Consider the following 19,377-nt stretch of genomic DNA (forward strand, 5'->3'; position numbering starts at 1 on the left):
TCAGGTGCAGAACATCGAGTAGCCATGCTGCAGATCAATGAGCACATCAGTCTGGCCGACTGGGAAATCGAGATCAGCCAGATCCGCGCCCAGGGTGCCGGTGGCCAGAACGTCAACAAGGTCTCCTCGGCGGTACACCTGCGCTTTGACATCCAGCGTTCCAGTCTGCCGGCCGAGGTCAAGCAGCGCCTGCTGGCACTGGCCGACCAGCGCATCAGCAAGGATGGCGTGATCATTATCAAGGCGCAGAGCTTTCGTACCCTGGAGCTTAACCGCGAGGATGCCCTGCAGCGCCTGGCGCAACTGATTGGCGAAGCCCTCAAACAACAGCGGCCACGCCGCCCCACCCGACCAACCCGCAGCTCGCAACAAAAACGCATGGACAAGAAAACCCACAAGGGCCAGATCAAGGCGCTGCGCGGCCGTATCGAGCCCTGAGCAGCGGCTGACGCGCACTGCGCCAGCCCGTATAATGCGCCCACACCCCCAGCAGGAACATCCGGATGACCCACAGCCACGGCACCCTCTATATCGTCTCGGCCCCCTCCGGCGCCGGCAAGACCAGTCTGGTCAAGGCGCTGATCGAGCAAGTGGACGAGGTGCGCGTGTCGGTCTCGCACACCACCCGGCCAATGCGCCCGGGCGAGGTTGACGGGGTCAACTACCACTTTGTCGATCATGCGCAATTTCGCCAGATGATCGACCAGCAGGCGTTTCTCGAGCACGCCGAGGTGTTCGGCAACTACTACGGCACCGCCCGCTCCAGTGTCGAGCAGTCACTGGCCAAGGGTCACGACACCATCCTCGAGATTGACTGGCAGGGCGCCCAACAGGTCCGTCGAGTGCTGCCGCAGGCGCGTTCCATCTTTATCCTCCCGCCCAGCCGCGAGGCGCTGCGCGAACGCCTGAATAACCGTGGCCAGGACAGTAATGGCGTAATCGAACAGCGCATGGCCCAGGCAACTGACGAGATGAGCCATTACCATGAATATGACTTCGTGGTGATCAATGATGAATTCAGCATTGCCTTGCAGGACCTCAAGGCAATAGTGCGCAGCGGCCACCTGGCAAGCCAGCGCCAGCAAGCGCAACTGCAGCAACTGCTGGATGCACTCTTGTCAGACTGAAAGCGCATTGCGTAAACTGTGCGGTCCGTTGTCTGGCGTCGACAACGGGCGCTTCATTTCACCGAATCCACCTCTGACGCTTCGGAGTACAGCATGGCTCGCGTTACCGTTGAAGATTGCCTTGAACACGTAGACAACCGCTTCGAGCTGGTAATGCTCGCCACCAAGCGTTCCCGGCAAATCGCCACCGGCGGCAAGGACCCCAAGGTCGCCTGGGAAAACGACAAGCCGACCGTGGTTGCCCTGCGTGAAATTGCCGAAGGCCTGATCACCAATGACATCCTTGCCCAGGAAGCCATTGCCGACCAGCACGAGCCGCTGTACGCTCTGGAAGAAGAGTTTCCGGAGTAACGCCTTTGCCTCGATCAGACACCACCGCCCTCAGCGCTGACTTTCAGCAACCGGCAGAGGCCGGTGGCATGTCTGATATCGAAGCCTTTGCCGAACGCCTCGGTAGTTATCTGGAAGCCGATCAGGTCAATCTGGTCAGGCGCGCCTATTTCTATGCCGAACAGGCACACGACGGCCAGACCCGCCGCAGCGGCGAGCCCTACGTCACCCACCCCCTAGCGGTAGCCGGCATCCTTGCCGAGATGCACATGGATCATCAGAGCCTGATGGCTGCCATGCTGCACGACGTGATCGAAGACACCGGAATTCCCAAGCAGGCCCTGGAAAAGCAGTTTGGCGAAACCGTCGCCGAACTGGTCGACGGCGTCAGCAAGCTGACCCAGATGGACTTCGACACCAAGGCCGAAGCCCAGGCCGAAAACTTCCAGAAGATGGCGCTGGCCATGGCCCGTGACATTCGGGTAATTCTGGTCAAGCTGGCCGACCGCCTGCACAACATGCGCACCCTGGGTGCACTGGCGCCAGCCAAGGCCCGCCGCATTGCCCGCGAAACCCTGGAAATCTACGCCCCTATTGCCCACCGGCTGGGCATGCACAATCTCAGTACCGAATTCGAGGATCTGGGCTTTCGCGCCATGTACCCGCTGCGCTCGCGGATGATCGAGCGAGCCGTACGCCAGGCACGCGGCAACCGCCGTGAACTGCTCGGCAAGCTGCTCGCCTCGCTGGAAGAGCGCCTGCAACAGCAAGGGCTGAACGGTAGGGTACTGGGCCGCGAGAAGCACATGTACGGCATCTACCAAAAGATGCGCCTGAAGCGCCGGGCCTTCAACGAGATCATGGATGTCTACGCTTTCCGCATCATCGTTGACAGCGTCGACAGCTGCTACCGCGCGCTGGGGGCCGTGCACGGCCTGTACAAACCCTTTCCCGGCCGCTTCAAGGACTACATCGCGATTCCCAAGGCCAATGGTTACCAGTCCCTGCACACCACCCTGTTCGGCATCGGCGGCGTGCCCATCGAGATCCAGATCCGTACCGAGGAAATGGAAGAGCTGGCAAATAACGGCATCGCCGCGCACTGGCTGTACAAATCCAAGGACGAAGTGCTCAACGGCAACCATGCGCGTACCCGCAAATGGCTGAAAGGGGTACTGGAACTCCAGCAAAGCGCCGGCAACTCGCTGGAGTTCATCGAGAACGTCAAGATCGACCTGTTCCCCGATGAAGTGTACATATTCAGCCCCAAGGGCCGGATCATGGAGCTGCCCAAAGGGGCTACACCGGTCGATTTTGCCTACGCGGTACATACCGATATCGGCAATAACTGCATCGCCTGCCGCATCAACCGCCGGCTGGCACCGCTGTCCGAGCCGCTGCAAAGCGGCCAGACCGTCGAAATCATCACCGCACCGGGCGCTCGCCCCAACCCGGCCTGGCTGAATTTCGTTATCACCGGCAAGGCCCGCACACATATCCGGCACGCACTCAAGCACCAGCGCCACGCAGAGTCGGTAGCCCTCGGCGAACGTCTGCTGGACAAGGTACTCAGCAGTTTCGACACCAGCCTGGCGAATATCGACGAGCAAAGTATTTCAGCCGTTCTGGGCGACTGCGGCCTGACTCTGATGGAAGACCTGCTGGCCGATATCGGCCTGGGCAATCGCATGGCCTACGTGGTCGCCCGCAGCCTGTTGTTGCAGGCTGGCACCCGTACCGATAGCACTCCGGAGAAAAGCGAAAAACGCGAGGAACAAGGCGGCGCACTGGCCATTCGCGGCACAGAAGGCCTGGTGATGAACTTTGCGCGCTGCTGCAATCCAATCCCCGGCGACCCTATTGTCGGCCTGCTGACCTCCGGCAAGGGCATGCTGATCCACCAGGAAAACTGCCAGGAGCTTGCATCCCAGCGGCATGATAGCGAGAAACTGCTGCACCTGACCTGGGACAAGGACGTCAGCGGCGAATTCACCGTCGAGCTGCGTGTTGAGCTTGAGCAGCAGCGCGGTATCATCGCGCAACTGGCCACCAGTATCACGGTGGCGGATGCCAGCATCGAGCGTATCAGCGTTGACGAGCGCGACGGACGTATCAGCGTGGTCCAGCTGGCCGTCAGGGTTCGTGACCGGCTGCATCTGTCACAATTGATCAAGCGCATCCGTGCGATTTCCGGGGTGGCTCGCATCACCCGTCTGAAAAACTGACCTTTCTGGAGTCACCATGAACAAGCAAGTCATCACCAGTGACCGCGCACCTGCGGCCATCGGCACCTATTCCCAGGCCATCAAGGTCGGCAACACCGTCTACCTGTCCGGCCAGATCCCGCTGGACCCGGCCAGCATGCACGTAGTTGAAGGCATCGAGCAGCAGATCAGCCAGGTTTTCGAAAACCTCTCGGCAGTGGCCGAAGCCGCCGGCGGCACCCTGCAGGACATCGTCAAGCTGAACATCTTCCTTACCGACCTTGGCCACTTTGCCCTGGTCAACGAAGTCATGGCCCGTTACTTCAAGCAGCCCTACCCGGCGCGCGCCGCCATTGGTGTGGCTTCGCTGCCCAAGGGCGTGCCGGTGGAGATGGATGCGGTGATGGTGGTCGGCTGAAGAGCCGGCCCTGGTCGCGGCACACCACCTACAGCCTTCAGCGCGGATCTCAGGTCCGCAGCATCTGCGCATAGCCTTCCCGATAGCTCGGGTAGGCAGGTTCCCAGCCGCTTTCCCGGGCCAGCGCATTGCTGCAGCGCTTGCTGCCCATGCGCGGGCTGGGCCGCAGACTGGTTGGCGTCGCAACCCCCAACTGTTCACGCAGCCAGTCGGTCACCTCGTGCAGCGGCGCAGGCTGGTCATCCACGCCGATATAACAGGGCGCCAGTAGTTCATCGGCATCCGCCTGCAGCAGCAGGTGTTCCAGCAGCGCTGCCGCATCGTCGCGGTGGATACGGTTGGTGTATTGCGGCGGCTCCGCCGGCACCCGCAAGCCCTCACGCACCTGATCGATCAGCCGCGTGCGGCCCGGCCCATAGATGCCCGCCAGACGCACCACGCTGGCCGGATGACCGCTGCGCAAGGCCACATCCTCGGCCGCCAGCAGCGCCCGCGAGGTATCGCTGTCGGCCAGCGCCGCACTGTTTTCGCTGACCCACTCACCCTGATGCTGGGCATATACCCCGGTACTCGACACCTGCAACAGCAAGCGCGGACGCTGGCGATGCGCGGCCATCCAGTCCAGCACATGTTGCAGGCCCTGCACATACAACCGCTGGTACAGCTCGGCATCACGCCGGCCAGCAGCCGGGCAATACACCAGATAATCAATCCGTGCCGGCCAGTCCGGCGGGCACTCGGGCGCACACAAATCCGCCGCCAACCCCTGCACCCCATCCGGCAGGCCCTCGGGATTGCGCCGCAGGCCGGTCACCTGCCAGCCTCGTGCCTGCAGACGACGCGCCAACTCACTGCCAAGGTCGCCGCATCCGGCGATCAGAACCTGTTTCATCTTGATTGTTTTCCTCTATCAAGCAACCGGCTATGCTTCGTCAAAATCAACGGAAACAGTATACGCCATGACCCTTACCGAACTGCGCTACATAGTGACGCTGGCCCAGGAGCAGCATTTCGGACATGCTGCCGAGCGCTGCCATGTGTCGCAGCCAACCCTCAGTGTTGGTGTCAAGAAACTTGAGGAAGAGCTTGGGGTAATGATCTTCGAGCGTTCCAAGACAGCCGTCCGCGTCACGCCAATTGGCCAACGTATCGTTGCCCAGGCGCAGAAGGTGCTTGAAGAGGCCAGCGCCATCCGTGAACTGGCCAGCGCAGGCAAGAACCAGCTGGCCGCGCCACTGAAAGTTGGCGCCATCTACACCATCGGTCCTTACCTGTTTCCCCATTTGGTTCCGCAGTTGCACCGGGTTGCCCCGCAAATGCCACTGTACATCGAGGAAAACTTCACCAGCGTGCTGCGTGACAAATTACGCAACGGTGAGCTCGACGCCATCATCATCGCACTGCCGTTCAGCGAGGCCGATGTACTGACCCGCCCCCTCTACGACGAACCCTTCAGCCTGTTAATGCCAGCTGACCACCCTTGGGCGCTGCGTGACAGCGTGAGCCTCGACGAACTGGATGACGACAAACTGTTGCTGCTTGGCGAAGGCCACTGTTTCCGCGACCAGATACTCGAGGCGTGTCCGACCCTGCGCAAAAACGAAGAACACAGCCGTCATACCACTATAGAATCCACTTCGCTGGAAACCATCCGGCATATGGTCGCCTCGGGTATCGGCATGACCGTGTTGCCCCTGTCAGCTACCGATGACCGCTATTACAGCACTGACCTGCTGGTGACCCGGCCATTCCGTACACCGGCTCCGTTCCGTACCGTGGCGATTGCCTGGCGCGCCAGCTTTCCACGACCCAAGGCGATTGAGCTGCTGTGTGATTCGATCCGCCTGTGCTCGGTGCGCCCCGCAGGCAAGCCGGACTGAGCGTGCGGATGGACGCCGGCACACCACTGACCCAACTCAAGGGCATTGGCCCTGCGCTCGCCGAAAAACTCCAGCGCCTTGGCATGGACTGCATCGAGGACGTGCTGTTCCACCTGCCGCTGCGCTACCAGGATCGCACCCGCATCACACCGATTGCCGCGCTGCGTCCCGGCATGGATGCGGTAATTGAGGGTGTGGTGGCCGCCGCCGATGTGGTGCAGGGACGGCGACGCAGCCTGATCTGTCGCCTGCAGGATGGCAGTGGCACCCTGAGCCTGCGCTTTTTCCACTTTTCCGCCGCCCAGTTGGCCAACCTGCAGCGCGGCAGTCGCTGGCGCTGTTACGGTGAGGTACGCAGCGGCGCCAGTGGCCTGGAAATCTACCACCCGGAAATGCAACGCATCGAGGCCAGCCTGCCACGGCCGGTAGAAACCAGTCTGACGCCCATCTACCCGACCACCGAAGGGCTCTCGCAACTGCGTCTTCGCAGTCTTGCGGATGCCGCCCTGGGCTGGCTGGAACAGGGCCATCTGCTGCCCGACCTGTTGCCCGCAGAACTGCTGCCGGAGGCCGGTATGCCCGACCTGCACCAGGCTCTGCGCTGGCTGCACCGGCCGCCACCCGGCACTGATGTGCAGGCCATCGAGTCCGGCCAGCATCCGGCCAGTCGGCGGCTGATCTTCGAGGAACTGCTGGCGCACCAACTGGCCATGCTGCAATTGCGCAACCGCCTGCGCCGCCTGCAAGCCCCGGTACTCAAGGCCGAGGGCGAATTGCACCAGCGCTTTATCGATAATCTGGGTTTCGCTCTGACCGACGCCCAGCAACGGGTTGGCGAGGAAATCCGCCAGGACCTGCAGCGCAACAAACCGATGCTGCGCCTGGTACAGGGTGATGTCGGTGCCGGCAAGACGGTGGTTGCCGCACTGGCCGCACTGCAGGCCATCGAGGCTGGCTGGCAGGTGGCCTTGATGGCCCCCACCGAGCTGCTGGCAGAACAGCATTTCGACAACTTCCGGCGCTGGCTGGCGGCACTTGGCATCTCCACCGCCTGGCTGGCCGGCAAGCTAAAGGGCAAGATCCGCGACAACCAGCTGCAACTGATTGCCAGTGGTGAAGCGGCCATGGTGGTCGGCACCCACGCGCTGTTTCAGGCCGATGTGCAGTTCCACAAGCTGGGACTGGTGATCATCGACGAACAACACCGCTTTGGTGTCGAACAGCGGCTGGCATTGCGCGACAAGGGTAGCGCCGGCGACTGCTCGCCGCACCAGCTGATCATGACCGCCACGCCTATCCCGCGCACCCTGGCAATGAGCGCCTATGCCGATCTGGACACCTCGATCCTCGACCAGCTGCCACCCGGACGCACGCCGGTAAATACCGTGCTGATCGGCGACAGCCGGCGTGACGAGGTGATCGAGCGGGTTCGTGCTGCCTGCGGCGATGGCCGCCAGGCCTACTGGGTGTGCACTCTGATCGAGGACTCCGAACAGTTGCAGGCACAGGCTGCCGAAGCCACCTGGCAAACCCTCTGTGAAAGCTTGCCGGAGCTGTCAATCGGCCTGGTGCACGGACGCATGAAAGCAACCGAGAAGGCCACAATCATGGCGGCGTTCAAGGCAGGGGAGTTACACCTGCTGGTCGCTACCACGGTCATCGAAGTCGGCGTCGATGTGCCCAATGCCAGCCTGATGATCATCGAAAACCCCGAACGCCTGGGCTTGGCCCAGCTGCATCAGCTGCGTGGCCGGGTCGGCCGGGGCAGCACCGCCAGCCATTGCGTACTGCTGTATCACGCGCCACTTGGCCAGCAGAGCCGCGAACGGCTGAATACCATGCGCGAAACCAGTGACGGCTTTGTAATTGCCGAGCGTGATCTGGCCCTGCGTGGCCCCGGCGAAGTGCTCGGTACCCGCCAGACCGGGCTGGTGCAGTTCCGCATTGCCGACCTGCTGCGTGATGCCGACCTGCTGCCAGCGGTGCAGCAGGCTGCCCGTCAGCTGACCAACCACCAACCGCAAACCGGTCGGGCACTGGTACGTCGCTGGCTGGCACACAATCCCCAGTTTGCCCAGGTCTGATCAATGCTAAGCTGATAACGGATTCATCCGGCACAGGAGCCCTTGATGACCAGTGTCAGCATCAACCACGAACAGACAACGCTACCCTTGCTGCTGGAAAAACTGCTGCAACAGCAGGGCATTGCCTATCAACTGCGCCTGCAATCCCATGCCGGCCCCACCAACTGCCAGGTTCGCGCCTGCCTGCTGGGTGACAGTGGCGGACATGTTCTGGCGCTGTTTCCGGCTGATCACCTGCTTGACCTGAAAAGGCTGGCGCAGGTTGTCGGACGCCAGTTGGAGCCGGTACGTGACGAACAACTCCAGCGAATCCTCAGCAAGCACCAGCTGAACCAGCTGCCCGGTCTGCCGGTACTGTTCGACTCCCCCTGCATCTATCACCTTGAACTACGTGAACAGCAAACCCTGTGGCTGCAGAGTGGACTGCCGGGCTGGCTGCTGGAAGTCCGCTCAAGTGACACCCAGCGCTTGCTGGAAAAGGCCAGCGGCGCACGCTTTGCCGTAGCCCTGGAAGCCATCACCCGGCCACCGCGGGATGACAGCAATGACGTGCAGGACCTGACCAACGCTGTGCAGCAATTCACCGCGCTACGGGTTCGCCAGCGCCTCGAAGAAACCGTCGACCTGCCACCGCTGCCTCAGACAGCACAACGCATTCTGCGTCTGCGTGCCGACCCCGATGCAGGCATTACCGAGCTGGCGGATATTGTCGAGACCGATCCGGGCCTGGCCGCCCAGGTCGTCAGTTGGGCCGCCTCTCCGTTCTATGCAGCGCCCGGCCGGATTCGCTCGGTCGAAGACGCCATTGGGCGCGTGCTTGGCTTTGACCTGGTGATAAACCTGGCGATAGGCCTGACGCTGGGACGCACGCTGGCACTGCCCAAGGATGCCCCGCAAGGCTGCACTCCGTACTGGGAACAGGCCATCTACACTGCCGCGGTAATCGAAGGACTGGGTCGCGCATTGCCCCCGGCACAGCGCCCGGAAGCAGGCCTCAGCTATCTCGCCGGGCTGCTGCACAATTTCGGCTACCTGCTGCTGGCTCATATCTTTCCACCGCACTTCACCCTGTTGTGCCGTCACATGGAGGCCAACCCGCATGTGCCCGCATCACTGATCGAACAGCATTTGCTGGGTGTCAGCCGTGAACAGATCGGCTGCTGGCTGATGCGTTACTGGGATATGCCGGAAGAGCTGGTTCTGGCACTGCGCCACCAGCACGACCCCGACTACAGCGGCGACCAGCATGTGTATGCCAACCTGATCTATGTCGCGCTTAGTCAATTGGCAGAACGCGGGATTGGCTGCAGCCCCGGACAGTCAGTACCGGATGCGCTGTACCAGCGCCTCGGGCTCTCGGCAGAACGGACCGCGCAGATCACAGACAAGGTGTTGGTGGCGGAAGAGGCTTTGCGACTGTTGGCAAAGCAGCTGCAACACTGAACCGCTAATACGGCTGTAAATCACATCCGCCGGCAACCGGCGGATGTGCGGCGGTCAACTCAATTGACAGCGTCCTTGAGGCTCTTGCCTGGCTTGAAAGCAACAGTGTTGCTGGCCTTGATGGTAACGGGATTCCCTGTCTGCGGGTTTTTCCCGGTGCGTGCACCACGGTGACGCTGGACGAAAGTGCCGAAACCAACCAGGGTAACGCTGTCCTTCTTGCCCAGCGCCTTGGTGATTTCTTCAAGCATTGCATTGAGAACGCGGCCGGCCTGATCCTTGCTCAGGTCGGCTTTTTCAGCGATAGCCGCTGCGAGATCCGGTTTACGCATAAAAGCCTCATGGTGTTTGTTGTTTTTGTTTCCACTGCAACATCCGTGCAGCATGGCCCGACTCGCCGAATACCGCGAACGGCGATTCAGTGCCGCATCAGCATCGCATGACTTGGCTGCATGCGCCAGCCTTGAGGCCATTGCGCCCCGGCAACAGCGCCATATTTCCCGACCAGTGGCAAACTCGGCACAGCTCCGCTGGCCTCTGGCAAACGTGGTAACCTAGCGCACGTCGCTGCCCGCCAGCGTCATTGCTTCCCGCTGCCGAACCAGGACTGATGCGCCGTGACTCTGCCCGACTGGCAACCTGCCGACACCCTCTCGCAACCACCCGAGGCAGCCTTGTACGACTGGCTTTGCGAACCTGGCTCGCTGACCAGCCGGTTGCAGGCACTCGGCAGCTTCCGTGTTGAACTGCTGCGCGAATCAGCACTGCCCGCACGTGCCGACGAAGCGGCGGCACTCGGCGTGGCTCCCGGCAGCCCGCTGTGGACCCGTGAGGTTTTGCTGCACAGCAATGGAACTCCCTGCATATTTGCCCGCTCGGTGATGCGCCCTGAGCAATTGACGAACAGCCCTTTGCGACTGGCAGAACTGGGCAGCCGCAGCCTTGGCGAGCGGCTGTTCGGTAGCCCAGACGTGCAGCGCGGCCCCATCCAGATCAGTCGCTGGCCAGACGAATGGCTACCCGACCCATGGCGCGGCAGCGCATGCTGGGCACGCCGCTCATTGTTCAGCGCCACACACCTGCAGCTGCTGGTTTGTGAAGTGTTTCTGCCCGGCTGGCCAGCCGGGCAGACTGCCTGATTCCGGAGGTTTGCCATGTACGGCCTGCTGATTCACCAACTCGGACGTCTGCACCCCCGCGCTCCCGACTTTATCGCACTGATGCGTCTGGACCGACCGATTGGCACCTGGCTGCTGATGTGGCCGACACTCTGGGCGCTGTGGCTGGCCGCAGAAGGACTTCCGCACGCCGGTGTGCTGGCAATTTTTGTCGCCGGCGTAATACTGATGCGCGCGGCTGGTTGCGTGATCAACGACTACGCCGACCGCAAGATCGACGGGCATGTCAGCCGCACCCGCCAACGCCCACTGGCCACCGGCCGTATCCAACCACGCGAGGCGCTGTTGCTGTTCGCCCTGCTGGTACTGGCCAGCGCCCTGTTGGTACTGCTGACCAACCGCCTGACCATACTGCTGACCTTTGGTGGCATTGCCCTGGCCACCCTCTACCCGTTCTGCAAGCGCTTTACCTACTACCCGCAAATTGTGCTCGGCGTCGCCTTCTCCTGGGCCATTCCGATGGCCTTTGCTGCCCAGGCCGAGGCCCTGCCGACCTCGTTGTGGCTGGTGTACATGGCCAACCTGTTGTGGACCGTGGCCTATGACACCGAGTACGCCATGTGCGACCGCGAGGATGACCTGAAGATAGGCGTCAAATCTACAGCCATCCTGTTCGGTGATGCCGACCGGCTGATTATCGGCATCCTGCAGGGTCTGACACTGCTCTGCCTGCTGTTGGCCGGACGACATTTCGGTCTCGGACTGTATTTTCACCTCGGCCTGCTGGCGATGTGCGCCAGCTTCGTCTGGCAACAATGGCTGATCCGCCAGCGCGAACCGGCGGCCTGCCTGCGCGCCTTCCTTGGCAACCACTGGAGCGGCCTGCTGATATTTGCCGGACTTGCCGCTGATCTTGCCTTGCGCTGAGCCCGGTCACATTACTGCAATAAAAGTGTTATCTAATCCGCTATCAGGAATAGCGGCGCTGGCTGACAGCTGCCACTGGCACACTGACGACAACGGCATGGGGCACAGGTAATGGCAGGCAAGACCATTCTGATCGTGGATGATGAAGCGGCAATCCGGGAAATGATCGCCGTGGCACTGGAAATGGCGGGTTATGACTGCCTTGAGGCGGACAACGGCCAACAAGCCCATGCGCTTATCGTCGACCGCCGTCCTGATCTGATCCTGCTTGACTGGATGCTGCCCGGAACCACAGGTATCGAACTGGCACGGCGTCTCAAGCGCGACGAAAACACAGCCGACATACCGATCATCATGCTCACCGCCAAGGGCGAGGAAGACAACAAGATCCAGGGGCTGGAGGTTGGTGCTGATGACTACATCACCAAACCCTTCTCCCCGCGTGAACTGGTCGCCCGGCTCAAGGCGGTGCTGCGCCGGGCAGGGCCGGCAGACGAGGAAGCCATGCTGGAAGTCGACGGTCTCTGCCTGGATCCGGTCAGCCACCGCATCACCATTAACGGCCAGGCTGCCGACATGGGGCCGACCGAATACCGGCTGCTGCAGTTCTTTATGACACATCAGGAGCGCGCCTATACCCGCAGTCAATTGCTTGACCAGGTCTGGGGTGGCAACGTATATGTCGAGGAACGCACGGTAGACGTACACATACGCCGCCTGCGCAAGGCGCTGGGCAGCGGTTACGAGCATCTGGTACAGACCGTGCGCGGCACCGGCTACCGCTTCTCCACACGCAGCTGACGCTGCCCGGCACGGTTTGTCCGATGAACGCAAACAGCAGTGACACCTGGATTCGCACTCTGCTGCAGAAGTTGTTCTGGTTGTTGCTCGGCTGTGTACTGGCTGGACTGCTGACCGGTCAGCTGGCCTGGTGTCTGGCGCTCGGCATGGGACTGTACCTGGTCTGGACCCTGCGCCAGATGCTGCGCTTCCACCACTGGTTGCGCCACCATCCGAAACAGCCTCCACCCGAAGCACGCGGTATCTGGGGCGAAATCTTCGACAGCATCTACCATTTGCAGCGCAACGACGCTCGCATGCGTACGCGCATGCAGTCGGTGATTGACCGGGTGCAAAGCTCCACTGCCGCGCTGCGTGACGCCGTGGTGATGATCGACCGCAAGGGCGATCTGGAATGGTGGAACCCGGCAGCCGAGCAACTGCTCGGCTTACGCGCTCCAGACGACAGCGGTCAGCATGTGACCAACCTGATCCGCGACCCACGCTTTGTCGACTATTTCGAGCTGCAGAACTACAGCGAGTCGCTGACTATCCCTTCGCCTGTCGACGAAAGCCATTGGCTGCACTACAGCATTACCCGGTATGGCCCCGGTGACCGCTTGATGGTGGTTCGCGATGTGACCCGCCTGCAGCACCTTGAGCAGATGCGGCGTGACTTTGTTGCCAATGTTTCGCATGAGCTACGTACACCGTTGACCGTGCTGGTAGGTTATCTGGAAACCTTGCTGGACGCTGACGATGGCAGCCAGCCCCGACGTCAGCGCGCCCTGCAGCAAATGCAGCAACAGGCCGAACGCATGCAGGAACTGCTACGCGATCTGCTCCTGCTCTCCCGACTGGAAAGTGGCAATGAAACCCAGCAACAGGAAGTATTTGATGTCAGCAGCGGCTTGCAGGGACTGGCCCAGGATGCCCGCGCACTTTCTGCCGAGCGTGGTCACCAGATCGACCTGAAAATCAGTGGCAACACCCTGCTGCATGGGAGTCAGGCAGAGCTGCAAAGCGCCTTTTCCAACCTGCTGTTCAATGCCGTCAAGTACACGCAGAACGGTGGGCGTATCGAGATGCGCTGGTGGCAGGATGAACAGGGTGGGCATTTTGAGGTCAGCGACAACGGCCCGGGCATTGAAGAACGCCACTTACCTCGACTGACAGAGCGCTTTTACCGGGTTGACCCGAGCCGCAACAGTGCCACCGGAGGCACCGGGCTGGGGCTGGCGATCGTCAAGCATGTACTGCTTCGGCATGACGGCAATCTGGAAATTCACAGCACGCTGGGCAAGGGCAGCCGATTCAGCTGCCACTTCCCGGCACAGCGGCTGGCTCAGGCACCGGGCACGTACTGACTCAAGGTCGTGCCTGAGGCAATCAGGCGGGACAGATACTCAAGCTTCTGCGGGTCCTGGTCAACAAACTTCAGGGTGACTCTGACCCACTCGCAATCCATCTTCGGCTCCAGCGCCGACAGTGCATGGATATAGCCGTTGATACGCGCCACACTGCGGTCACTGTCCTGCTCCAGATCCAGCACGCCGCTTTCAAACAGTGCCGGCAGGCGCTCTCCGCGACGCACCACCAACAGGGCATCCTTAAGACTGAGTGTTTTCACCACACAGGCAAATTGCTGTCCGGCCAGCCGCAGTTGGGCCTGACCACGCACACCGCTGGCTCTGGGGTCAGACTTCTCCGTAGAGGCCGCTGGAGCAGCACCTGCCGTCAGCAGCGAAGCAGATGAACTGGCGGATGCAGTAGCACTGGGCGGCGCAGCTTCAGGCCGTGTTACCCGCCGGCCACCCATCAGATTGGAAATGGTCTCCTGGGCGGTACCAACACTCGCCTGCGGGTTCCGCCGGGCCAGATCGGCAAGTTTGCCGGTACGCTTGAGCGCCTTGTGCACCTTGGCCACCAGTTGCTCATTGCTGAACGGCTTCCCGATATAATCGGTGACACCCGCCTGGATCGCTTCGACCACATGCTCCTTGTCACCCCGGCTGGTGACCATGATGAACGGGATCTTCTCCACATCCGCCTGGGCACGAAACCACTGCAGCAGCTCAAGCCCACTGAGTTCAGGCATTTCCCAGTCGCACAGGATCAGATCGTAGCGGTTGCGCCCAAGCAGCTGCTGAGCCTTGCGGCCATTGATCGCCTCTTCTATCTGCAAACCAGGGAAGTGCCCTCGCAAGGCCTTTTTCACCAGATCACGAATGAAGGGGGCATCATCTACCACCAGCACTGAAACTTTCGACATGGCAGGTTCCATCTATCGGTTACCCGCATAGCTTAGCCCAGCCAGTAGCAAAAACCCCAGCACCAATGCACAACAGAGGATGGGTGGCGTCCGAATCAGGTCCGGACGCCACGGGCGAGGCTCAGAGTACGCCGTTCAGCGCATTGAGGAACAGCTGCTGGTACTGCGCCGCCTCCAGGCGGATCGGATTGGTACTGGCGCTGGGGTCCTTGATCGACATGCCGCCAATGGTTTCCGCCTGGCTGTCATCAATACCGATGGCCGCCAGGGTGTGCGGGATTTCCAGTTCGCTACGCAGCTCCAGCACCCAGTCCAGCATGCCATCGAAATTCTGCTTGGGCAGATCCAGGTAGCGCGCAGCGCGGGCGATTTCCTGCTCAATGGCCGGACGGTTGAGCTGCAGCACATAGGGCATGACGATCGCATTCAGCAGGCCGTGGTGCGAGTCATACAGGGCGCCCAGGCTGTGCGACAGCGCATGGATAGCACCCAGACCGCGCTGGAAGGCCACACAACCCATGGTCGAGGCCACCAGCATCTGGGTGCGGGCTTCGATATCACCGCCATTTTTGGTGGCGCGCGGCAGGAATTCCTTGACCAGACGCATGCCCTCCAGAGCGATGCCCTCGGCCATCGGGTGGAACAGCGGCACACAGTAGGCTTCGAGGTTGTGCGCCAGCGCGTCCATGCCAGTGGCGGCGGTCAGCTTGGCCGGCAGACCGACGGTCAGCTCCGGATCCAGAATGACCATCTGCGGCACCATGCGGGTGTGGAAAATGATGCGCTTGGTGTGGGTTTCATCGTCGCTGATCACTGCCGCCTGGCCGACTTCCGAGCCGGTACCAGCGGTGGTCGGCACCGCCACCACCGGCAGCATCTTGCTGACATCAACGTTGGACGGCTTCATTGCTTCCCACAGGGAAATGCTCTGATTGGCAATCAGCGCAATGGCCTTGGCCGCATCAATCGCGGAGCCGCCACCAAAGGCGATCACTCCGTCATGGCCGCCAGCCTTCAGCGCTGCCACGCCATCGTGCACGTTACCGCTGGTCGGATTGCCCTTCACCGCACTGAACAGGCCCGCCTGCAGACCGGCATCACGGCAGCTCTGCAGCGCCGCTTCGACCATCGGCAGTGCCGCCAGGCCCGGATCGGTTACCAGCAGGGGCGCGCGCATGCCCAGCTGGCTGCAGACCTTGGGCAGTTCGGCAATACGACCGGGGCCGACACGTACTGCGGTGGGATAGTGCCAGTTCATGCTGAAAGACTTGATTTCCATGGGGGCTCCATTGGCGTGGGTAACTAAAGGACGGAAGCGTTCTGTTCGCCGCCAGTTCCCTCTGGATGTTCGGCAGGATACAAAACCGGCTAATGTCCCGAAACATACCCAAATAGGGCCCAACAGTCCATGCCTGCGGGCCATATTGCGCCAGCTGAATGCACCACAATCAGCCATTCGGGCGATGCTGGCACATCACCCCCGGCCCTTACTCCGCCTCGGGTTCCGGCTTGCGGCCCAGGCGCTCCTCGATACCCTTGATGCCAATATGTCGCACGTCGGTGCCCTTGACCAGATAGATCACATGCTCGGCAATGTTGCGCGCATGGTCACCGACCCGCTCCAGCGAGCGCAGCACCCAGAGGATGTTCAGCACTCGCGAGATGGAACGCGGATCTTCCATCATGTAGGTGACCATCTCGCGCATGGCGCTCTTGTATTCCTGGTCGACCACCTTGTCCTCGCGGGCCACGGCAAAGGCCTGGTCGGCATCCAGCCGGGCAAAGGCATCCAGCGCCTCCTGCACCATCTTGCGCACGTGGTTGCCGATATGCCGGCACTCGACGTAGCCACGCGGCGCCTGGCCTTCCTCGACCAGCTGCAGCGCGCGCCGGGCAATTCGCGAGGATTCGTCGCCGATACGCTCCAGATCAACGATGATCTTGCTGATGCTGATCACCAGACGCAGGTCGCTGGCGGCCGGCTGGCGGCGTGCCAGGATGCGCAGGCACTCCTGGTCGATATCCACTTCCATGCGGTTGACCGTGTCATCCACACTGCGCACCTGACCGGCCAGGCCGGTATTGCCGTCGATCAGTGCGGTCACCGCATCGGAAATCTGCTTCTCCACCAGCCCGCCCATTTCCAGCAGGCGGGTACGGATGTCCTCCAGCTCCTCATTGAACTGCTGGGAGATGTGCTGGGTAAAAAGTTCTTTGTCTGGCATAACTGCGGTCTCCCAGGGATCAGCCGTAGCGGCCGGTGATGTAGTCTTCGGTCTGCTTCTTGGCCGGATTGGTGAACAGCGTATTGGTATCACCGAACTCGATCAGGTCGCCCATGTACATAAAGGCGGTGTAATCCGACACCCGCGCCGCCTGCTGCATGTTGTGGGTAACGATGACGATGGTGTACTGGTCCTTCAGCTCGTTGATCAGCTCCTCGATCTTCAGCGTCGAGATAGGGTCAAGCGCCGAGGCCGGCTCATCGAGCAGAATCACCTGCGGCTCGATGGCAATTGCCCGGGCGATCACCAGACGCTGCTGCTGGCCACCGGACATGCCAAAGGCATTGTCGTTCAGGCGGTCCTTGACCTCATCCCACAGCGCGGCGGCGCGCAGCGAACGCTCAACCACCTCGTCCAGCGTACGCTTGGACTTCACGCCCTGCAGACGCAAGCCATAGGCGACGTTCTCATAGATCGACTTGGGGAACGGGTTGGGCTTCTGGAACACCATGCCGACATTGCGGCGCAGCTCGGCCACATCAACCTGACGGCCGTAGATGTTCTCGCCATCCATCAGGATCTCGCCCTGGATGCGGCAAATGTCGACCAGATCGTTCATCCGGTTGAAGCAGCGCAGCAGCGTCGACTTGCCACAGCCGGACGGACCGATAAAGGCGGTGACCTTGCGTTCCGGAATGCTCAGGTTGATGCCGTTGAGGGCACGATCCTGGCCATAGAACAGCTCCAGATTGTTGACCTGAATCTTGATCTTCTCGTCAGCCATCGACAGCGTACCACTGCGCTCGCCGAGCGCAGCGGCAGCAGAGATTCCGGCCTTGGCGGTAGTGCTTGTGTTCATAATTTGGGTCTCTGTGTTCATGCGGGTTACCTGCAAGGACGGATCAGTCGGAGGCGCTGCGATAGCGCTCACGCAGATGGTTGCGGATGGAAATCGCGGTCAGGTTGAGCACCACGATCAGCAGCACCAGCACCAGCGCGGTGGCATAGACCAGCGGCCGCGCCGCCTCGACGTTGGGGCTCTGGAAGCCGACGTCGTAGATATGGAAGCCCAGGTGCATGATCTTGCGCTCCATGTGGATGTAGGGAAAGATCCCGTCGACCGGCAGGGTCGGCGCCAGCTTGACCACACCGACCAGCATCAGCGGTGCCACTTCACCGGCGGCCCGGGCAATCGCCAGAATCAGACCGGTCATCATCGCCGGCGTAGCCAGCGGCACAATCACCTTCCACAGGGTTTCGGCCTTGGTCGCGCCCAGCGCCAGACTGCCCTGGCGGATGGTACTGGGAATCCGCGCCAGACCCTCTTCGGTGGATACGATAACGATCGGCAGGGTCAGCAGCGCCAGGGTCAGCGAGGCCCAGAACAGACCGGGCGTACCGAAGGTCGGCGACGGCAGCGAGGCCTGATAGAACATCTGGTCGATGCTGCCACCGAGGAAATAGACAAAGAAGCCGAGGCCGAACACCCCGTAGACAATCGAAGGCACCCCCGCCAGGTTGTATACCGAGATGCGGATGATCCGCGTCATGGTGCCCTGTTTGGCGTATTCGCGCAGGTAGATCGCCGCAGCGATACCGAACGGGGTGACGATGATCGACATCACAAAGACCATGGTCACGGTGCCAAAGATCGCCGGGAAGATACCGCCCTCGGTGTTGGCCTCGCGCGGGTCATCGGTCATGAACTCACCCAGGCGCACAAAGTACTGGCCGAACTTGGTCAGGGCCGACATGGCATTCGGCTGATTGACCCGTACGATGGCTGCCAGGTTCAGCTCCACCGACTTGTCCTCGGCAGTACGCATCAGCAAGGTATCGCGCTTGGCGCTGGCATACAGTGCATCCAGCTCCTTGCGCAGCACTTCATAGTCGCCATCCAGCTGGGCGCTGCGGGTGGCAATCTGCTCCTCCTGCAGGGCGCGCTCGGTGCCCTGCACATTGCGCAGGTCAAGGGTGCGGCGCTGCAGGCGCAGCTGCTCCATTTCAGTGTTGATACGACCGATTTCACGCTTCTCGATGCGCTTGATCTGGTCATGCAGCTGCAGGCTGCGCTGCACGGCAGCGCTCACACCTGCCGACCATTCGGCATCGCCGGGGCGCAGCACACGGCCCTCGAAGCGCAGCTCCTGCGGATAGCCATAGAAGTTGCCCCACTCACGGCGCTCGATCACCAGCACCTCGTTCGGATACTCGAAGTCGGCCATGCCGATCTCGGTATGCCAGACGAAGTCGCGGCCGGTCTGGTCGCGGTTGCCCTGCTTGAACAGGAAGCGGGTCACCAGTTCCATGCCCTCCGGCACCCAGTAACCGGCATCACGCGCCACCGCCGCGGGAATCACCTGGGAACGTACCACCTCGCCAAGCACCACGCTCTGCTGGCCTTCACGGTCGGTAATGCGCACCTCGGCGACATCCGCCGGCCAGAAGTGGCCAAAACCACGTACCGCGATCAGCCCGATCAGGCCAATCACCATCAACATGCACACCGCCACGGCTCCGGCGTTCAACCAGATCCAGGGTGCTCCCGTCTTGAACCAAGCTCTCATTT

At 61.6% G+C, this 19,377-nt stretch carries 19 protein-coding genes; 12 read left to right on the plus strand and 7 right to left on the minus strand.

Going from position 1 to position 19,377, the window contains the following annotated elements; all coding sequences use genetic code 11:
• Positions 1-24 precede the first annotated feature (24 nt).
• From arfB to BMZ23_RS06670, 5 genes are all read left to right on the plus strand, one after another.
• Complete coding sequence (gene arfB / locus BMZ23_RS06650) at positions 25-438, plus strand: alternative ribosome rescue aminoacyl-tRNA hydrolase ArfB (RefSeq protein WP_093474433.1); 414 nt, start codon at positions 25-27, stop codon at positions 436-438.
• A gap of 65 nt (positions 439-503) precedes the next feature.
• On the plus strand, positions 504-1,127 hold the full coding sequence (gmk, locus tag BMZ23_RS06655) for a guanylate kinase (RefSeq protein ID WP_093474436.1): 624 nt from the start codon (positions 504-506) through the stop codon (positions 1,125-1,127).
• A gap of 93 nt (positions 1,128-1,220) precedes the next feature.
• On the plus strand, positions 1,221-1,478 hold the full coding sequence (gene rpoZ, locus BMZ23_RS06660; RefSeq protein WP_093474439.1) for a DNA-directed RNA polymerase subunit omega: 258 nt from the start codon (positions 1,221-1,223) through the stop codon (positions 1,476-1,478).
• 68 nt (positions 1,479-1,546) lie between these two features.
• The gene (gene spoT / locus BMZ23_RS06665; protein WP_093474442.1) at positions 1,547-3,682 is read left to right on the plus strand and encodes a bifunctional GTP diphosphokinase/guanosine-3',5'-bis pyrophosphate 3'-pyrophosphohydrolase; all 2,136 of its coding nucleotides are present in this window, start codon (positions 1,547-1,549) and stop codon (positions 3,680-3,682) included.
• 16 nt (positions 3,683-3,698) lie between these two features.
• Positions 3,699-4,079 carry a RidA family protein gene (locus tag BMZ23_RS06670; protein WP_093474445.1) on the plus strand — a complete coding sequence of 127 codons (381 nt, stop codon included), beginning with the start codon at positions 3,699-3,701 and terminating at the stop codon, positions 4,077-4,079.
• 49 nt (positions 4,080-4,128) lie between these two features.
• Here the strand turns inward: BMZ23_RS06670 and BMZ23_RS06675 are convergent, their stop codons facing one another.
• Entirely contained in the window at positions 4,129-4,971 is an 843-nt protein-coding gene (locus BMZ23_RS06675) for an SDR family oxidoreductase (RefSeq protein WP_093474448.1), read from the minus strand.
• Between the two features lie 67 nt (positions 4,972-5,038).
• Between BMZ23_RS06675 and BMZ23_RS06680 the strand changes: the two genes are divergently transcribed.
• Genes BMZ23_RS06680 through BMZ23_RS06690 form a run of 3 tightly spaced genes read left to right on the plus strand, consistent with a single transcriptional unit; the run spans position 5,039 to position 9,486 of the window.
• On the plus strand, positions 5,039-5,959 hold the full coding sequence (locus BMZ23_RS06680; protein ID WP_093474451.1) for a hydrogen peroxide-inducible genes activator: 921 nt from the start codon (positions 5,039-5,041) through the stop codon (positions 5,957-5,959).
• Positions 5,960-5,967: 8 nt separating this feature from the next.
• Complete coding sequence (gene recG / locus BMZ23_RS06685) at positions 5,968-8,043, plus strand: ATP-dependent DNA helicase RecG (protein WP_093474454.1); 2,076 nt, start codon at positions 5,968-5,970, stop codon at positions 8,041-8,043.
• A gap of 45 nt (positions 8,044-8,088) precedes the next feature.
• Positions 8,089-9,486 carry an HDOD domain-containing protein gene (locus tag BMZ23_RS06690; RefSeq protein ID WP_093474457.1) on the plus strand — a complete coding sequence of 466 codons (1,398 nt, stop codon included), beginning with the start codon at positions 8,089-8,091 and terminating at the stop codon, positions 9,484-9,486.
• Positions 9,487-9,545: 59 nt separating this feature from the next.
• Here BMZ23_RS06690 and BMZ23_RS06695 read toward each other — a convergent pair whose 3' ends face one another.
• The gene (locus BMZ23_RS06695) at positions 9,546-9,818 is read right to left on the minus strand and encodes an HU family DNA-binding protein (RefSeq protein ID WP_093474460.1); all 273 of its coding nucleotides are present in this window, start codon (positions 9,816-9,818) and stop codon (positions 9,546-9,548) included.
• Between the two features lie 285 nt (positions 9,819-10,103).
• Here BMZ23_RS06695 and BMZ23_RS06700 point away from each other — a divergent pair, with 285 nt between their 5' ends.
• The 4 genes from BMZ23_RS06700 (at position 10,104) to phoR (ending at position 13,678) form a co-directional block, all read left to right on the plus strand.
• Positions 10,104-10,625: a chorismate--pyruvate lyase family protein gene (locus tag BMZ23_RS06700; protein WP_245748143.1), complete on the plus strand. Its 522-nt coding sequence runs from the start codon at positions 10,104-10,106 to the stop codon at positions 10,623-10,625.
• 15 nt (positions 10,626-10,640) lie between these two features.
• The gene (ubiA, locus tag BMZ23_RS06705) at positions 10,641-11,531 is read left to right on the plus strand and encodes a 4-hydroxybenzoate octaprenyltransferase (RefSeq protein WP_093474463.1); all 891 of its coding nucleotides are present in this window, start codon (positions 10,641-10,643) and stop codon (positions 11,529-11,531) included.
• Between the two features lie 111 nt (positions 11,532-11,642).
• A complete protein-coding gene (phoB, locus tag BMZ23_RS06710; protein WP_093474466.1) occupies positions 11,643-12,332 on the plus strand; it encodes a phosphate regulon transcriptional regulator PhoB in 690 nt (229 codons plus the stop codon).
• A 23-nt stretch (positions 12,333-12,355) separates the two neighbouring features.
• Positions 12,356-13,678, plus strand: coding sequence for a phosphate regulon sensor histidine kinase PhoR (phoR, locus tag BMZ23_RS06715; protein WP_093474469.1), 1,323 nt, complete (start codon positions 12,356-12,358; stop codon positions 13,676-13,678).
• On the opposite strand, the gene BMZ23_RS06720 is transcribed toward phoR, so the two are convergent.
• The 5 genes from BMZ23_RS06720 to pstA form a co-directional block, all read right to left on the minus strand.
• Positions 13,657-14,583 (minus strand): response regulator, encoded by a 927-nt coding sequence (locus tag BMZ23_RS06720; RefSeq protein ID WP_093474472.1) that lies wholly within the window; start codon positions 14,581-14,583, stop codon positions 13,657-13,659. The two genes, phoR and BMZ23_RS06720, sit on opposite strands and share 22 nt — an antisense overlap.
• 121 nt (positions 14,584-14,704) lie before the next feature.
• Positions 14,705-15,862: an iron-containing alcohol dehydrogenase gene (locus BMZ23_RS06725; protein ID WP_093474475.1), complete on the minus strand. Its 1,158-nt coding sequence runs from the start codon at positions 15,860-15,862 to the stop codon at positions 14,705-14,707.
• A gap of 208 nt (positions 15,863-16,070) precedes the next feature.
• The gene (phoU, locus tag BMZ23_RS06730) at positions 16,071-16,808 is read right to left on the minus strand and encodes a phosphate signaling complex protein PhoU (RefSeq protein ID WP_093474478.1); all 738 of its coding nucleotides are present in this window, start codon (positions 16,806-16,808) and stop codon (positions 16,071-16,073) included.
• Between the two features lie 19 nt (positions 16,809-16,827).
• Positions 16,828-17,667 (minus strand): phosphate ABC transporter ATP-binding protein PstB, encoded by an 840-nt coding sequence (gene pstB, locus BMZ23_RS06735; RefSeq protein ID WP_093474722.1) that lies wholly within the window; start codon positions 17,665-17,667, stop codon positions 16,828-16,830.
• 43 nt (positions 17,668-17,710) lie between these two features.
• Complete coding sequence (pstA, locus tag BMZ23_RS06740; RefSeq protein ID WP_093474481.1) at positions 17,711-19,375, minus strand: phosphate ABC transporter permease PstA; 1,665 nt, start codon at positions 19,373-19,375, stop codon at positions 17,711-17,713.
• Between the last annotated feature and the right edge of the window lie 2 nt (positions 19,376-19,377).

Origin of the sequence: Halopseudomonas yangmingensis (genome assembly GCF_900114825.1) — a bacterium.
GTDB lineage: Bacteria > Pseudomonadota > Gammaproteobacteria > Pseudomonadales > Pseudomonadaceae > Halopseudomonas > Halopseudomonas yangmingensis.

Bases quoted from the DNA above. Each gene is read 5' to 3' on its own strand.
- pstB (WP_093474722.1), bottom strand. From the start codon at position 17,667: ATGAACACAAGCACTACCGCCAAGGCCGGAATCTCTGCTGCCGCTGCG.
- phoR (WP_093474469.1), top strand. From the start codon at position 12,356: ATGAACGCAAACAGCAGTGACACCTGGATTCGCACTCTGCTGCAGAAG.
- arfB (WP_093474433.1), top strand. From the start codon at position 25: ATGCTGCAGATCAATGAGCACATCAGTCTGGCCGACTGGGAAATCGAG.
- BMZ23_RS06690 (WP_093474457.1), top strand. From the start codon at position 8,089: ATGACCAGTGTCAGCATCAACCACGAACAGACAACGCTACCCTTGCTG.
- BMZ23_RS06680 (WP_093474451.1), top strand. From the start codon at position 5,039: ATGACCCTTACCGAACTGCGCTACATAGTGACGCTGGCCCAGGAGCAG.
- pstA (WP_093474481.1), bottom strand. From the start codon at position 19,375: ATGAGAGCTTGGTTCAAGACGGGAGCACCCTGGATCTGGTTGAACGCC.
- BMZ23_RS06695 (WP_093474460.1), bottom strand. From the start codon at position 9,818: ATGCGTAAACCGGATCTCGCAGCGGCTATCGCTGAAAAAGCCGACCTG.
- BMZ23_RS06720 (WP_093474472.1), bottom strand. From the start codon at position 14,583: ATGTCGAAAGTTTCAGTGCTGGTGGTAGATGATGCCCCCTTCATTCGT.
- ubiA (WP_093474463.1), top strand. From the start codon at position 10,641: ATGTACGGCCTGCTGATTCACCAACTCGGACGTCTGCACCCCCGCGCT.
- recG (WP_093474454.1), top strand. From the start codon at position 5,968: ATGGACGCCGGCACACCACTGACCCAACTCAAGGGCATTGGCCCTGCG.
- rpoZ (WP_093474439.1), top strand. From the start codon at position 1,221: ATGGCTCGCGTTACCGTTGAAGATTGCCTTGAACACGTAGACAACCGC.
- BMZ23_RS06725 (WP_093474475.1), bottom strand. From the start codon at position 15,862: ATGGAAATCAAGTCTTTCAGCATGAACTGGCACTATCCCACCGCAGTA.
- spoT (WP_093474442.1), top strand. From the start codon at position 1,547: ATGTCTGATATCGAAGCCTTTGCCGAACGCCTCGGTAGTTATCTGGAA.
- gmk (WP_093474436.1), top strand. From the start codon at position 504: ATGACCCACAGCCACGGCACCCTCTATATCGTCTCGGCCCCCTCCGGC.
- BMZ23_RS06675 (WP_093474448.1), bottom strand. From the start codon at position 4,971: ATGAAACAGGTTCTGATCGCCGGATGCGGCGACCTTGGCAGTGAGTTG.
- BMZ23_RS06670 (WP_093474445.1), top strand. From the start codon at position 3,699: ATGAACAAGCAAGTCATCACCAGTGACCGCGCACCTGCGGCCATCGGC.
- phoB (WP_093474466.1), top strand. From the start codon at position 11,643: ATGGCAGGCAAGACCATTCTGATCGTGGATGATGAAGCGGCAATCCGG.
- phoU (WP_093474478.1), bottom strand. From the start codon at position 16,808: ATGCCAGACAAAGAACTTTTTACCCAGCACATCTCCCAGCAGTTCAAT.